Source organism: Arsukibacterium perlucidum DSM 18276, assembly GCF_000382165.1.
GTDB lineage: Bacteria > Pseudomonadota > Gammaproteobacteria > Enterobacterales > Alteromonadaceae > Alishewanella > Alishewanella perlucidum.
In genome coordinates this window covers 77,614-90,492 of sequence record NZ_KB907702.1, presented here as the reverse complement: position 1 = coordinate 90,492, position 12,879 = coordinate 77,614, and the positions used below count along the sequence as shown (strand labels likewise).

The window sequence follows — 12,879 nt, the reverse complement described above, 5'->3', positions numbered from 1 at the left end:
CGGGTTTGAATGCTGACTGGTAAATACCGAATCATTAAAGTAAAGATCGGATAATAGGAGAGATCGTTATGTCATTAAGCAGGGCTATTGCCATATCGAGCTTACTTGGCTGGTTATTTTCGCTGTCAACCCCGGCTGCCGGGGCCGAAATTATCGTATTTGATCAGGTGCATGTGTTGCCAATGAATTCGGTTCAGGTTTCGCCGGAGCAACGGGTACTGCGTAATCAAAGGGTAGTGGTAAAGGGGGACCGGATTATTGCCGTCGGTTCAGCAACAGAGGTTGCAATTCCGGATGGGGCAATGCGGATTGATGGCCAAGGCCGCTTTTTACTGCCCGGTCTGGCCGAGATGCATGGTCATGTGCCGCCGCTGGTTGATTTCAGTGGTATGCCAGAGCGCTATCTCAACGATGTTCTTACCCTTTATCTGGCAGGTGGTGTTACCACAGTGCGCGGCATGCTGGGCCATGATCAGCAATTGCGTTTAAAAGACGACATTGCCAGTGGCAAACGCTTGGGCCCCACCTTATATCTGGCTGGCCCCAGTTTTAATCAGCGCACTGTTACTTCGACAGAGCAGGCACGTGAGCGGGTGCAACAGCACAAACGCGAGGGCTGGGACCTGCTGAAAATTCACCCGGGTTTAAGCCTGGAGCATTATCAGGCGATAGCTGACGAAGCCAATAAGCAAAATATTGATTTCGCCGGCCATGTGCCCGAGGCTGTTGGCATTGAGCAGGCAATTTTGCTTGGCAGCCGCACTATCGATCATCTGGATGGTTATATGGCCGCGCTGGGCGGCTTTGATAAAGTGTTAACGGCTAAGGACATGGCAGCTCTGATAGCGTTAACTAAAGAACATAATGTCGCAGTAGTACCTACCGAAGCGCTATGGCAAACCATTATCGGCGCAGCTGATAGCGAAAAGTTACAGGTTTATCCGGAGCTGCAATATATGCCAGCCCGGGTAATAGCGGGTTGGCAGCGTTATTTACGGGCAGCCAGTGGCAGCTACTATACCGGTGCTACGGCTGCGGTACATGCTGAAAATCGGAAATTGCTTTTGGCGGAGTTATATCGCGCCGGCGTAACCATTTTGCTTGGCACCGATGCGCCACAGTTATACAGCGTGCCAGGCTTCTCGTTGCGACGCGAAATACCCAAAATGACCGCAGCGGGCATCAGTAATTATGACATTTTGCGCAGTGGCACCGTGCTGGTAGGCCAGTATTTTGCTGATAAAGACCAGTTTGGCCAGGTTAAAGCAGGCCAACGTGCTGATTTATTGCTGGTTGACGCTAATCCACTGGACGATTTGAACGTGCTGTACCAACCTGCCGGCGTTATGGTGCGTGGTCAGTGGTTAAGCCGTGAAACCCTTGACGCTATGCTGGCAGAGATTGCTCAGGCACGGCTGGCGGAAAGTAAAGCGTAAACCTAACAAGAACAGCGCCACCATGGCGCTGTTCTTAACTAATATCAGCAGAATTAACTGTTGAAATCAGTTAAATAAATTCTTTAATACCGTTATCCGTTCAGCCGCCGGCAGTGCTGCCAGTTTTTGCTCCAGCGTCCGGTTTAAACGAATAACCGAGCCACGTTGAAAGCGATCCAGCTGTTGTCTGGCCGTTTGTTCCTCAGTCATTGTTGCAGCGGTATTAAGCGGCTGGAGTAAAGCGCGACATTCGGTTTGAGTAGGCGTGAAACCCAGTTTACGGCTGTAGGCAGCTAATGTCATTTCAGTTGCATCGCCCGCAGCCAGTTGGCAATATTCAGTATTCGAATAAGTATAGGTATTGATGCTTGCTTCACTATTCATTGATGCCAGAGCCAGAGTTACTACTGCAGTTACCATTGCTAATTTCATTTTAAGTCTCACCAGGTTTGTTTTAACTGCGATGATCATACAAGCTGAAGGTGACAGTTCTGTGTAAGATAGACGAGATAAATTGCTGCTTAAGCATTAGAAAAAATAATGAATCTTTCAGAGTGCTGTTTGTGGGCGAGGCGTAGCATTGTTGGTTTCTTCCGGGAAGAAAGTACAACTTAATGAATTTATTACCGCAGTCAGCCATTTTTAGACGACTACAGTGGGCAAATGCTTAACTATCCAAACTTTTTAAACGTCTGATATCAATACGCTAATTATCATTGACCACCCCAAAATATTGATAGTCAGCGAACTGGCACGGTTCTCGCTCTGTCAGTAGTAAGCTAATTATTTATCTTTTGAGGTGCAAAATGCGCTACCCGGAACCCTATACCTGTCCGATGCATCCGGAAATTCGCCAGCAGCAAGCTGGTGATTGCCCAATCTGTGGTATGGCGCTGGAGCCAGAAGATGTCAGCCTAGAAGACGGTCCCTCTGCTGAGCTGCAGGATATGACCCGACGGTTCAGTGGCGGTCTATTTTGAAGCAGCTGCTGTCATCGTAGTGCTGGTGTTGCTGGGGCAGGTGTTAGAATTACGTGCCAGAGAGAAAACCTCTGGCGCGATTAAAGCCTTGCTGGGGGGCTCTCCGGCCAGCGCGCGCAGAATAGATGGGCAAGGGGCTGAGTCGGATGTCGCCCTTGAGCAGATAAAGGTTGGGGATAGGCTGAGAGTTCGCCCTGGCGACAAAATACCGTTAGACGGCGAGTTGCTTGAGGGCCGCTCAAATGTTGATGAATCTATGGTGACCGGCGAGCCACTGGCAGTTAAAAAAGAACCGGGTGCCCAGGTAATAGGCGGCAGTATTAACCAGCAAGGCAGCTTTATTATGCGTGGCGATGGGAACCGGCAGCGATGTCGTTATCGTCAGTCAGCGTCATTGTTAACGCGCTGAGGTTAAGACGTATCAAATTAGCCGCGGCCAGCCAGGGTTTGTGATCAGTAGTTTTTTTCATGACATTTTAAGTTTTCAGCAGAAAATGACTGATAGCGGCTATTATTTCGTGGTAAGGTATTTATCTAATCTGGTTAGAAGGTCAGTATGTACCGTAACGTTTTATTGCTTCTGATTGTTTTTACTCTCAGCTTTCAATCGCTGAGCGCATTGTTGCATCCAGATAAAACACACGCTACTGAATCATACTCTCATGCTGCTTTGCACTTTTTGGGAGAGGCGCATACCCATGATGCTGAAGATCCTGAACAAATCGAGTTGGGGTTTTCAGCTGAAGCCCGACACCACGTGGCGTGTGATATTAATGGCGCTATAGCTGCTTTATTACAACATAGCATACTAAAAAACAGCCTGGTGCAAACGATGCCCGATAATAGCTGTTTGCAGTGTTTACCCGAGCCCTATTTACAGCGCGTTACACCTCCGCCCAGAGCCTGAGAATACCATCCATAACATGTTAAGCCCGCTATTTTTGTATCGGGACTTGTTGGTTGTGCTTCACACTCTGGAATTTATATGACAATGCTTTGCCGTAAGCCATTTAGCATGGCGCTATTTATTCGTGCGCTGATACCGTACCTGATTATTGGTTTTACCTTAAATGTGCCACTGTTGCATGCCGCGCCCGGTGCACATGGCCCGGATGGTGAGCATCTGACCACCGAGACCAGCCAACCGTTATCGCTGCTGCCACGCTTTGAAGCCTTTAGCGACGTATTTGAACTGGTGGGTGAATTGCAGCCGGATGCGTTGGTGTTGCATCTGCATGATTATCAGAGCAATCGCCCACTGGCTAATGCGCAAATAGAACTTGAAACTGCCAATCTGAGCAGCACAGCGAACTTCATTGCTGATAAAAATCACTATGTGATTGATGACCCCGCGCTGCTGGCTGGTTTGCAGCAACCCGGCCTTCATGAAATTATTCTGACCATCATAAGCAGCGATAATGCTGATTTGCTGACCGCCAGCCTGGATTTCTCTGCTGTAACCAATGATGACCACGGTTCAGAAGATCATCATCATGGCCACTTTCCCTGGTGGAGCCTGCTTCTGCCAGGCCTGCTGCTATTTGGCGCCGGTATGTTGGTTGGTCGTCGCGGAGCTGGCAAATGAACAAAATAACAGTCACGTTAACAAGCGCATTAATATTTGGCGGCTTAACGCTGGGTAGCAGCTTACTGGCAGTTGCCGCTCCCGGCGCCCATGGGCCGGATGGTGAGCATTTAACCGAGGCAGCCCCAGCCCAGGGCGATAGTGTGGGCCGCCAGGCCGATGGCTCAGTGCAAATGCCAATGGCAACCCAGCGTCAGCTTGGCATTTTAACCCAATTGGCGCAAAGCAGCATCACAGCCGAGTATATGCAACTGGACGCTGTAGTGCGGCATCATCCGTCTGGTAGAGCTGTGGTACAACCAAGCAGTGACGGCAGGCTGGATAGCGGGCCTAACGGTTTACCGGTTTCAGGCCAGCGGGTGCAGGCAGGTGACGTGCTGGGGTATATCCGTTATCAGGACACGGCGTATGAACTTGCCAGCCAACAGAGTGAACTAATTGCCCTGCGCAGTGAAGCTGAGCAAGTGCTAAGGGATATCCGCCGGCTTGAAGCACTGGGCGATCTGGCGCCTACACAGCAACTGGAACAGTTGCAAACCCAATTGCAACGCATACAGCAGCAAGAGCAATTGCTGCAGCAGGGGTTGGAAAAGCCCGAGGTATTGCTGGCACCGATGTCAGGTATTATCCACAGCGAAAATATCAGTCGCGGCCAGTGGCTGCAGGCCGGCACCACCTTGTTTGAAATAATTGACCCGGCACAACTGATGATTGAAGCAGCAACAGCTAATCCCCGTTTATTGGCAGATATTGATACTGCTGTTGTTGAGCATGCACCTGAAATCAGCCTGCTTTATACCGGCCATGGTGCGCGGTTAAAACAAGGCCAGATCCCGCTGTATTTTGAGCCGGCATTGCTAAGCACGGCGGCCAGCACGCCGCTTATTCTCGAACAACCTGTGCGGTTGCGAGCCAGGCTAAAGCAACAACAGCAGGGCATTGTATTACCCGCGCAGGCAGTGGTGCGAAATAGCGCTAATCTGGCGGTGGTGTGGATAAAACTGTCGGCAGAGCGTTTTTTACCACAGCAGGTGCAATATAAAGTGCTGGACCCGGAACATGTGCTGATAGTGCAGGGCTTAGGGGCAGATAATCGCGTGGTTGTGCATGGCGCGTCCTTACTTAATCAAGTGCGTTAGGGAGCCATCGTTATGTTTACTGCGTTGGTTCGTGCCAGTTTACGGCATCGTATTTTTGTTATTGCCACTGCGCTGATGATGCTGTGCTATGGCCTCTGGCAAGCGCCCCGGCTGCCGGTTGATGTGTTTCCGGATTTAAACAAACCGGTTATTACCGTTCTTACCGAAACCGGCGGCATGGCGCCGGAAGAGGTGGAGCAACTGATCACCTTCCCGCTGGAAAACATGTTAAACGGTGTTACCGGCGTAACCCGCATTCGGTCGACTTCTGGTATTGGTTTATCCATTTTATATGTTGAATTTGACTGGGGTACCGACATTTATCGCAATCGCCAGCTGGTGGCTGAACGGCTTAATCTGGCCAGTGCGCAACTGCCGCCGGCTGTGGTGCCAACGATGGGGCCTGTTTCCTCTATTATGGGGGAGATTATGTTGTTGGCGCTGCCCTTGTCTGCCGAAGGTGGGGCTACCCCGATGCAGGCCAGAGAGTATGCCGATTTTGTGTTAAGGCCTCGTTTGCTGGCCCTGGCCGGCGTTTCCCAGGTTATTGCCATTGGTGGTGAAGTACGCCAGCTGCGGGTCGAGCCGGATACCCTGAAATTGCGCCAGCTGGGGGTAAGCCTGGAGCAATTGCAACAGGCATTGACTGATTTTGCTGCCAATAAAGGCGGTGGTTTTGTCGACCTGGGTAACCGGGAATATTTGATCCGCCATCTTGGCCGAACCCAAAGCCTGGAAGATCTGCGTCAGCTTGCAATCAGCTGGCATGATGGGGTGCCGGTAAAACTGGCGCAGCTGGCGGATGTTAACTACGGCGCTGCGGTTAAGCGCGGCGATGGTGGTTTTAATGCGATGCCGGCGGTGATTGTTAATGTCCAAAAGCAACCCGGTGCCGATACAGTGCAGCTGACCGCAGCGGTCGAGCAGGCTCTGGATGAAATGAGTGCGGCGCTGCCAGCGGGCTTAGCCGCACCACAGGTGTTGTTCCGTCAGGCAGACTTTATTACTGCATCTGTTGCTAATGTTACTGAAGCGCTGCGCGACGGCACCATCATGGTGGTGCTTATTTTGTTTATTTTTCTGTTATCGGTGCGTACTACCCTGATTTCGTTACTGGCGATACCTCTCTCGTTAGCGGTAACGATGCTGGTATTTCAGTGGTTGGGGTTATCCATTAACGTGATGACCCTGGGCGGCTTAGCCATTGCTATTGGTGAACTGGTGGATGACTCGGTGGTGGATGTAGAAAACATTCTGCGCCGCTTAAAGCAAAATGTACAAAGTAGCTCACCTCAGCCGGTATTGCAGGTGATCTGGCGCGCCAGTGTCGAGGTACGCTCAGGTATAGTGTACGCCACCGCTATTGTTATTCTGGTGTTTCTGCCGCTGTTTGCCTTGCCGGGCATTGAAGGTCGGTTGTTTTCACCGCTGGGTATCGCCTACATTGTCGCTATTCTGGCGTCTTTACTGGTATCAATGACCCTGACACCAGTGCTGTGCTACTACTTACTGCCGAAAATGAAGCAATTACAGCAGGGTGACAGTGCCTTACTTAAAATTCTGAAACAGGCGCAGCAGCGTTGGCTTAGCTGGGCCTTACCAAAAGCAAAGTGGCTGATTGCTGCAGCAACGGCGCTAATGTTGATCATAGCTGTTACTGTAGTGGCGTTGCCAAGGGCCTTTTTACCGGCATTTAATGAGGGCTCTTTAGTACTGGGCGTGCTGTTTCAACCCGGTACCTCATTGGGGCAAGCCAACCAGATGGGACAGCTGGCTGAGTCGTTATTATTAACAGTACCAGAAGTACATCAGGTGGGGCGGCGCACTGGGCGGGCGGAACTGGATGAACATGCGGAAGGGGTACATTCTTCTGAAATTGACGTTGATTTAATAGCATCAGCTCGCTCCCGCGAGGAGGTACTGGCCGAAATCCGGCAAAAACTGTCAGTTCTGCCGGCCCAGGTAGCTATTGGCCAGCCTATTTCGCACCGGCTGGACCATTTATTGTCCGGGGTACGGGCGCAATTGGCGGTTAAAGTGTTTGGCGATGATTTGGATAGCCTGCGAATAAGTGCTGAGCAGTTGCGACAGCAATTGGTTCAGGTGCCGGGGCTGGTAGACGTGACGGTGGAAAAGCAGGTGTTAATCCCGCAACTGACCGTGCGGCTGGATCAGGCTAAATTGGCGCAATATGGCCTGACACCCGGCGAAGCACTGCGACAACTGGCAATGTTGACAGACGGCGCGCATATCACCGACATTATTGATGGCGTTAAAAGATATGAGCTGATCTTACGTTTACCAGAGCTGCGGCGCACGCCTGATGAGCTGGCAAAGGTGTTATTAAATACGCCAGCCGGCACTATACCGGTGTCGGCCATAGCGCATATAGAGATGCTGGATGGCCCAAATCAGGTTAACCGGGAAAACGGCCAGCGGCGGATCGTTATCTATGCTAACAGCGAGAATGCGGATGTCAGTGAGTTACTGGCCGCAGTGCGAGGCATAGTAAACAATACCGGGCTGCCACAAGACAGTTTTGTCAGCATTGAAGGTCAGTTTCTGGCGCAAGAGCAAGCTATGCAGTTATTAGTGTTGTTGTCTGTGTTGTCGTTCAGCCTGATTTTTCTGGTGCTGTATGTCCGTTATCAGTCGCTGATTTTCGCCGGCATTATCATGTGTAGTTTACCGATGGCCCTGACCGGTGCTTTAGTGGCCATGTGGCTGACTGATACCCCGCTGTCGGTAGCCTCGGTGGTTGGCTTTATTACTCTTACCGGTATTGCAGCGCGCAATGGTATTTTAAAAATCAGTCATTATCTGAATTTGTGCCGGCATGAAGCTGAAGTATTTAGTCCGGCATTAGTGGTTCGCGGCGCCCAGGAGCGTTTAGCGCCGGTGTTAATGACTTCGATGGTGACGGCTTTTGCGCTGGTGCCGTTACTGTGGGCTGCTGATCAGCCGGGAAAAGAGATTTTACACCCGGTAGCGGTAGTGATTTTTGCCGGGCTGCTTAGCTCAACGCTACTGGATACCTTGTTGACACCATTGTTGTATTGGTTGTTTGGTGAAAAGCCGACCAATGAGTGGCTGCAACAGGACTCTGACGAAGTAATGTAAGGTTTATATTGAGGTATGTTGACAACGCCTGTAGCAAGTTTGTCATTGATAAACAGAGAGATAAGTTATGAAAAAACAGTTAGTAATGGTATTGCTAATGGTTGGCGCCATGGCGTTGTTGTCTCCTCAGGCACTTAGCCATAGCGCCGCTAAGCCGCAGCATGGTGGTGTGGTGCATAGCAAATACGATCTTAACTTTGAGCTGGTGCGTGAATCAGACAGCGTCAGCTTGTACCTTGATGATCACGGTGAGCCAGTTGCGACAACGGATATAACTGGCCAGATCATGGTATTGGCTGGCGGCAAAAAATCTGAAGTCAGATTGACTGCTGCCGGGACAGGCAAACTTGTAGCGTCAGATGTGCAAATTCCGGATGGCGCTAAAGTAGTGGTTACCCTGACGGATAAAAGTCAGCAAGTAATGACAGTGCGCTATAGTTTTTAAGGCAACAAATCGACGTAAATATTAGATCACTGGCAAAGCCATGCTAACTGCTCGGCCTTTTAGACTAAATGGCCGCTCACTGAGCTTTTTAGTTAGCGTATTATTGAATGCTAAGCAGCGCCAGGCATTAATGCCTGAGCGCAGCTGAGGAAATCAGTTATTGGCAGCTGCCACAGCATATTTGGCGGTTGTCATCGCCAGCTTTATAAACCGGTGGCCGGGTATTTTTGTTTTTGCACACCAACGATTTTTGGCGCGATTATTAAGACTTGCAGGGCAAAGGGGTTGAGTTTAACGCACAAGCCTGGACAACCGCTTAAAGATTGCTGCACCGGCTGATGTTGGCTATGCTGATGCTAATTTCAGCATCTGGCCTATATCAATGAAAACTATCCTATTTATACTGATGCTGTGGCTTGTTGGCTGTAGCACGGCAACGGACACAGTTTTACTGGCTGAGTCGGAGCCTGTTAATGCCGAAAAAATTAAGGTATTGAATCTAGGCAGTTTTCACTTTGGTGCGACCAGTGACGCCAACAGCGTTGATTTTGACGAACACAGCCTGGCTAACCAGCAAGCGGTCAGAGACATTGCAAAGTCAATTGCCCGATTTAAACCTACTATCGTTTGCCTGGAGTTTTTACCGGAGGATATAGCGCGCATCAATCAGGCCTATCAGGCATTTTTAGACGCCCCTTCGCGTTTAGATACCCGCTATGGTGAGCTGAGTATGCTGGGTTTTGATGTTGCCAGGTTAAGTGGCTTGGAAAAAGTTTACGGCATCGACCACCATCTGGGCTACAACTACAGCCTGGGTGATTTTATCGAGCGTAGCCCTGAGCTGGAAAACGCCGTTGACCGACAAACTTACCTGCAATTAACCCATCAGCCTTTTTTACATTACCCCGGGTTAGCTGAGCTTAATCAGCACTTTGAGCAGCTCTCGTTGCTGCAGCAGTTACAATTAACCAATCATCCGTTAATGCTGGATCACTCACTTAATACCAATGCCGATAAACTGTTTTACGTCGGCATTGGCGATGGCTTTGAAGGGGCAGAGCAAGCGGCGCAGTTTTATCTGCGCAATATGAAAATTTATACCAATTTAAACCGCATTCCGATGAACAAACATGATCGGGTGCTGATTTTGATGGGCTCTGCCCATACCGCTATGCTAAGAGAGTTTATGCGCCGCAGCCCCAAATTCGACATGGTCAATACGCTGGATTATTTAACGCCCAGGTAACGCTAAAAGCCGCTGTGTTGATTTCACGCCGGTTTCACAAGCTTGCCATTATGCTGAGTGCCAATTTGGTTAACGAAAAAGGTACCTTATGGCTGGAAAATATTATGGTTTGCTTTGCATTGGCTTCGCGGTGCAGCTACAGGCAGCAGATATCAGTGGCACAGGGCATGCAGCGATTGATGTGTTACCCACAGCAGCGGCAGATTGGCAAAACGCTATTGCCGAAGCTATCAGAAAGTTTGAGCAACGATCGCGGCGGGATTGGGCATATCGCATCAGCCGTTATGAAAACGAAGAGGGCGATATCAGCAGCAGTATCGAGCAGTTTGAGCCGACAAAAGTGCCTGCCGAACAATGGCAGTTGCTGAGCATTAATGGCCGCGCACCGGATAAAAAACAGCAGCGAAAGTTTGCCTCGGCAAAACAACAGCAGGCCAAAGACGCCGGGCAACAGAGTTTTTCTGTGAAGTTAAGTGAGCTTATTCAACTGGATAGCTTGCAACTGACGTTTGACAGCCCGCAGTATCTGCAGGCCAGTTTTGGGGTGTATCTTAGCCAGCTGGGTGATGATGTAAGTAAAAAACTGCAAGGCTCGCTGCGTTTTGATAAAGCACAGCACTATATTGACAGCATTGAGATTAGCAATACGGCACGCTTTTCGCCGCTGTTTAGTGCCAATATCCGCGAGTTTAACCTGACGTTACGCTTTACTAAAATCGACAGCGCAATACTGCCACTACAGCAGCAGATGAGGATGAAGGGCACCTTTGCCTTTTTTACGCAAATTGATGAAGTTTCGACCGACACCTTCTCTGATTATCGCTATGTCGGCCTTACGGACCAAACCCGACACTGACCATGGTACCCGTACTTATTCTAACGGGGCTGCAGTTACCGTGGTCGCTGCTGCCCTGATCGAAACGACCACCGCTGCTGACGCTCATCTGCCAGCCCTGATGCTCGCACAATCGTTTGACGATGGCTAAGCCAAAACCAAAGCCGGTACTGTGCCGGCCTTTTACCCCAGCCTCGGTAATATGCGGGTAAATATCGGCCGCTATGCCCGGGCCGGTGTCGCGGATCTGCAGGCAGTTATCACTAAAGGCAATGCTTACCTCACCGGCTTCAGTGTATTTAAAGGCATTACTCAGCAAATTATCCAGCAGCACTTTTAGCATATCGGCATTGGCATTAATGTTAACCTGGCAACTGTCACACAGCTGCACTGTCACTGGCTTACCTTGCAGTAGCATGCTGTTATCTAAAATTGCCCGTTCGAGCAGCGGCATCAAATCAGTGCGGCTATTTTTGTCGGCGGCATGCTCTTGTCTGGCCTGAATAAGCAAGGTTTGTACGGTTTTTTCCATTTGTACCGCAGCATCGTATATGCGCGTTATTAGCAGCTGATCGGCGTCAGGTTCTGTTCGTGTGTGAGCAGTGTGTTGCTGAGTAGTTTGTTGATAGCCGGTTTGTTGGCTTTGCCATAGCTCCACCGCGTTTTTAATTACGGCCAGCGGGGTGCGCAGCTCGTGGCTTACATCGGCGGTAAAGCTTTTTTCGCGCTCAAGCGCGCGGGCGATACCGCTCAGGCTCTGCTTCAGTGTGCGGGCTAAAATGCCCACTTCGTCATTAGCGAATTGGTTGGCAAATTGGTGGGAAAATTGCTGCGGCAACTGCTGTGGAGCAACGCTATCGACCAGTGCTGCCAGTTGTTTCAGCGGCCGGGTGGTGCGGCGGCTGACAAACCAGGCGATAAGGCAGGCAATGCTGCTGACAAGTAGCGCGCTGCTAAACAAAAATTGCAACACACCACCACTAATAGGCCGCACCAGTAACTGCTGGCTCACTTCGGCCAGCAGCAACACCTCTGGCTGAGCAATCACCGTGTACAAATGATAATGCAAGCCCTGCTGGCCGAAAAACTCTTTGCGCTCTGGCTCTGCCAGTGCTTTGTAGCGTATTTCATCGGGCAGGGTGTCGCGGTTAAAGTGCAGTTGCATTGAGTGGCTTCTTGGCGCGGGCCAGCTACTAGTTTGCTGATATTGCGTACTAAGGTAGGCCGCTTCCTGCTGCAACTGCTGTTCAATAAAACTGTCTTCCAGCGTATACATCAGGATAAAAGAAATAAGGCTGTAAACGGCAGAAATAACCAGAGTGAAAACACAGAACTGCACGACGATACGCCGGCTTAAACTGTGAAATTTGGTGCTGTTGTTGGCGGTTTTTGCGCTCATGCTGCGGCTATCTCCAGCGTAAAACCGACGCCAAATACGGTTTTTAACAGCGGATAAGCAAAAGGCTTATCCAGCACTGTGCGTAACTGATAAATATGCGAGCGCAGCGCGTCAGACTCTGTCGGCTCATCACGCCACAAATGCTGGCTTAGTTCGCTGCGGCTGACCACTTGCGGATAAGCCTCGGCCAGGCGCAACAGAATGTTATAACCCATGGCATTGAGTGCCAGCTGCTGGCCATCGCGTTTGGCTATTCTGCGCTGTTTATCCAGCACTAACGGCCCCAGAGTTATCGTGTGCTGCTGTTGCAACAGATGACGGCGCGACAACGCCAGGCAACGCACTTCCAGCTCCTGTAACGCAAACGGTTTGGTCAGATAATCGTCGGTGCCAACATGAAAACCAGCCAGCTTGTCATCGATGCTGTCGCGGGCGGTGAGCATCAGTAGCGGAATATGGCGGTCGGCCTGTTGCCGCAGCGCTGTGCATAACTGCAGGCCGTCCATACCCGGCAGGTTCAGATCTAAAATGATCAGGTCGTAATGCTGTTGCAGTGCCAACGCCAGCCCCTGTTTGCCATTGCTGGCAAAATCAAAGATATGGCCTTTTTGCTCCATATAGCCGGCAATGTTTTTCGCAATACTCAGCTCATCTTCAATCAGCAGTACCTGCAGGGCAGCGGGCTTGTTCATCA

12 protein-coding genes are annotated in these 12,879 nt (G+C 50.4%); 9 read left to right on the top strand and 3 right to left on the bottom strand.

Features of this window, described 5'->3' with window-relative positions; all coding sequences use genetic code 11:
• Positions 1 to 68: 68 nt before the first annotated feature.
• Positions 69 to 1,436, top strand: a complete 1,368-nt coding sequence (locus H141_RS0101955) for an amidohydrolase family protein (protein ID WP_019674562.1) — start codon at positions 69 to 71, stop codon at positions 1,434 to 1,436.
• A 66-nt stretch (positions 1,437 to 1,502) separates the two neighbouring features.
• Here the strand turns inward: H141_RS0101955 and H141_RS0101950 are convergent, their stop codons facing one another.
• Entirely contained in the window at positions 1,503 to 1,868 is a 366-nt protein-coding gene (locus H141_RS0101950) for a hypothetical protein (RefSeq protein ID WP_026349167.1), read from the bottom strand.
• Between the two features lie 374 nt (positions 1,869 to 2,242).
• Between H141_RS0101950 and H141_RS22070 the strand changes: the two genes are divergently transcribed.
• The 8 genes from H141_RS22070 to H141_RS0101900 all read left to right on the top strand — a co-directional run bounded on the left by H141_RS22070 (position 2,243) and on the right by H141_RS0101900 (position 10,807).
• Positions 2,243 to 2,416: a heavy metal-binding domain-containing protein gene (locus tag H141_RS22070; protein WP_276202882.1), complete on the top strand. Its 174-nt coding sequence runs from the start codon at positions 2,243 to 2,245 to the stop codon at positions 2,414 to 2,416.
• Positions 2,400 to 2,825: a P-type ATPase actuator domain-containing protein gene (locus tag H141_RS0101940; protein WP_026349166.1), complete on the top strand. Its 426-nt coding sequence runs from the start codon at positions 2,400 to 2,402 to the stop codon at positions 2,823 to 2,825. Before H141_RS22070 ends, H141_RS0101940 begins: the two co-directional genes overlap by 17 nt.
• A 576-nt stretch (positions 2,826 to 3,401) precedes the next feature.
• Positions 3,402 to 4,001, top strand: coding sequence for a hypothetical protein (locus H141_RS0101930; RefSeq protein WP_026349165.1), 600 nt, complete (start codon positions 3,402 to 3,404; stop codon positions 3,999 to 4,001).
• Positions 3,998 to 5,140, top strand: a complete 1,143-nt coding sequence (locus H141_RS0101925; protein WP_019674558.1) for an efflux RND transporter periplasmic adaptor subunit — start codon at positions 3,998 to 4,000, stop codon at positions 5,138 to 5,140. Before H141_RS0101930 ends, H141_RS0101925 begins: the two co-directional genes overlap by 4 nt.
• A 12-nt stretch (positions 5,141 to 5,152) precedes the next feature.
• Positions 5,153 to 8,260 (top strand): efflux RND transporter permease subunit, encoded by a 3,108-nt coding sequence (locus H141_RS0101920; protein WP_019674557.1) that lies wholly within the window; start codon positions 5,153 to 5,155, stop codon positions 8,258 to 8,260.
• Positions 8,261 to 8,327: 67 nt separating this feature from the next.
• On the top strand, positions 8,328 to 8,705 hold the full coding sequence (locus tag H141_RS0101915) for a hypothetical protein (protein WP_019674556.1): 378 nt from the start codon (positions 8,328 to 8,330) through the stop codon (positions 8,703 to 8,705).
• A 382-nt stretch (positions 8,706 to 9,087) separates the two neighbouring features.
• On the top strand, positions 9,088 to 9,951 hold the full coding sequence (locus H141_RS0101905) for a DUF5694 domain-containing protein (protein WP_019674554.1): 864 nt from the start codon (positions 9,088 to 9,090) through the stop codon (positions 9,949 to 9,951).
• Positions 9,952 to 10,039: 88 nt separating this feature from the next.
• A complete protein-coding gene (locus H141_RS0101900; RefSeq protein WP_019674553.1) occupies positions 10,040 to 10,807 on the top strand; it encodes a hypothetical protein in 768 nt (255 codons plus the stop codon).
• On the opposite strand, the gene H141_RS0101895 is transcribed toward H141_RS0101900, so the two are convergent.
• Positions 10,785 to 12,185 (bottom strand): sensor histidine kinase, encoded by a 1,401-nt coding sequence (locus H141_RS0101895; RefSeq protein WP_019674552.1) that lies wholly within the window; start codon positions 12,183 to 12,185, stop codon positions 10,785 to 10,787. The two genes, H141_RS0101900 and H141_RS0101895, sit on opposite strands and share 23 nt — an antisense overlap.
• Positions 12,182 to 12,877, bottom strand: coding sequence for a response regulator transcription factor (locus tag H141_RS0101890; protein WP_019674551.1), 696 nt, complete (start codon positions 12,875 to 12,877; stop codon positions 12,182 to 12,184). Before H141_RS0101890 ends, H141_RS0101895 begins: the two co-directional genes overlap by 4 nt.
• Positions 12,878 to 12,879: the final 2 nt, after the last annotated feature.

Bases quoted from the DNA above. Each gene is read 5' to 3' on its own strand.
- H141_RS0101955 (WP_019674562.1), top strand. From the start codon at position 69: ATGTCATTAAGCAGGGCTATTGCCATATCGAGCTTACTTGGCTGGTTA.
- H141_RS0101950 (WP_026349167.1), bottom strand. From the start codon at position 1,868: ATGAAATTAGCAATGGTAACTGCAGTAGTAACTCTGGCTCTGGCATCA.
- H141_RS22070 (WP_276202882.1), top strand. From the start codon at position 2,243: ATGCGCTACCCGGAACCCTATACCTGTCCGATGCATCCGGAAATTCGC.
- H141_RS0101930 (WP_026349165.1), top strand. From the start codon at position 3,402: ATGACAATGCTTTGCCGTAAGCCATTTAGCATGGCGCTATTTATTCGT.
- H141_RS0101925 (WP_019674558.1), top strand. From the start codon at position 3,998: ATGAACAAAATAACAGTCACGTTAACAAGCGCATTAATATTTGGCGGC.
- H141_RS0101920 (WP_019674557.1), top strand. From the start codon at position 5,153: ATGTTTACTGCGTTGGTTCGTGCCAGTTTACGGCATCGTATTTTTGTT.
- H141_RS0101915 (WP_019674556.1), top strand. From the start codon at position 8,328: ATGAAAAAACAGTTAGTAATGGTATTGCTAATGGTTGGCGCCATGGCG.
- H141_RS0101905 (WP_019674554.1), top strand. From the start codon at position 9,088: ATGAAAACTATCCTATTTATACTGATGCTGTGGCTTGTTGGCTGTAGC.
- H141_RS0101900 (WP_019674553.1), top strand. From the start codon at position 10,040: ATGGCTGGAAAATATTATGGTTTGCTTTGCATTGGCTTCGCGGTGCAG.
- H141_RS0101895 (WP_019674552.1), bottom strand. From the start codon at position 12,185: ATGAGCGCAAAAACCGCCAACAACAGCACCAAATTTCACAGTTTAAGC.
- H141_RS0101890 (WP_019674551.1), bottom strand. From the start codon at position 12,877: ATGAACAAGCCCGCTGCCCTGCAGGTACTGCTGATTGAAGATGAGCTG.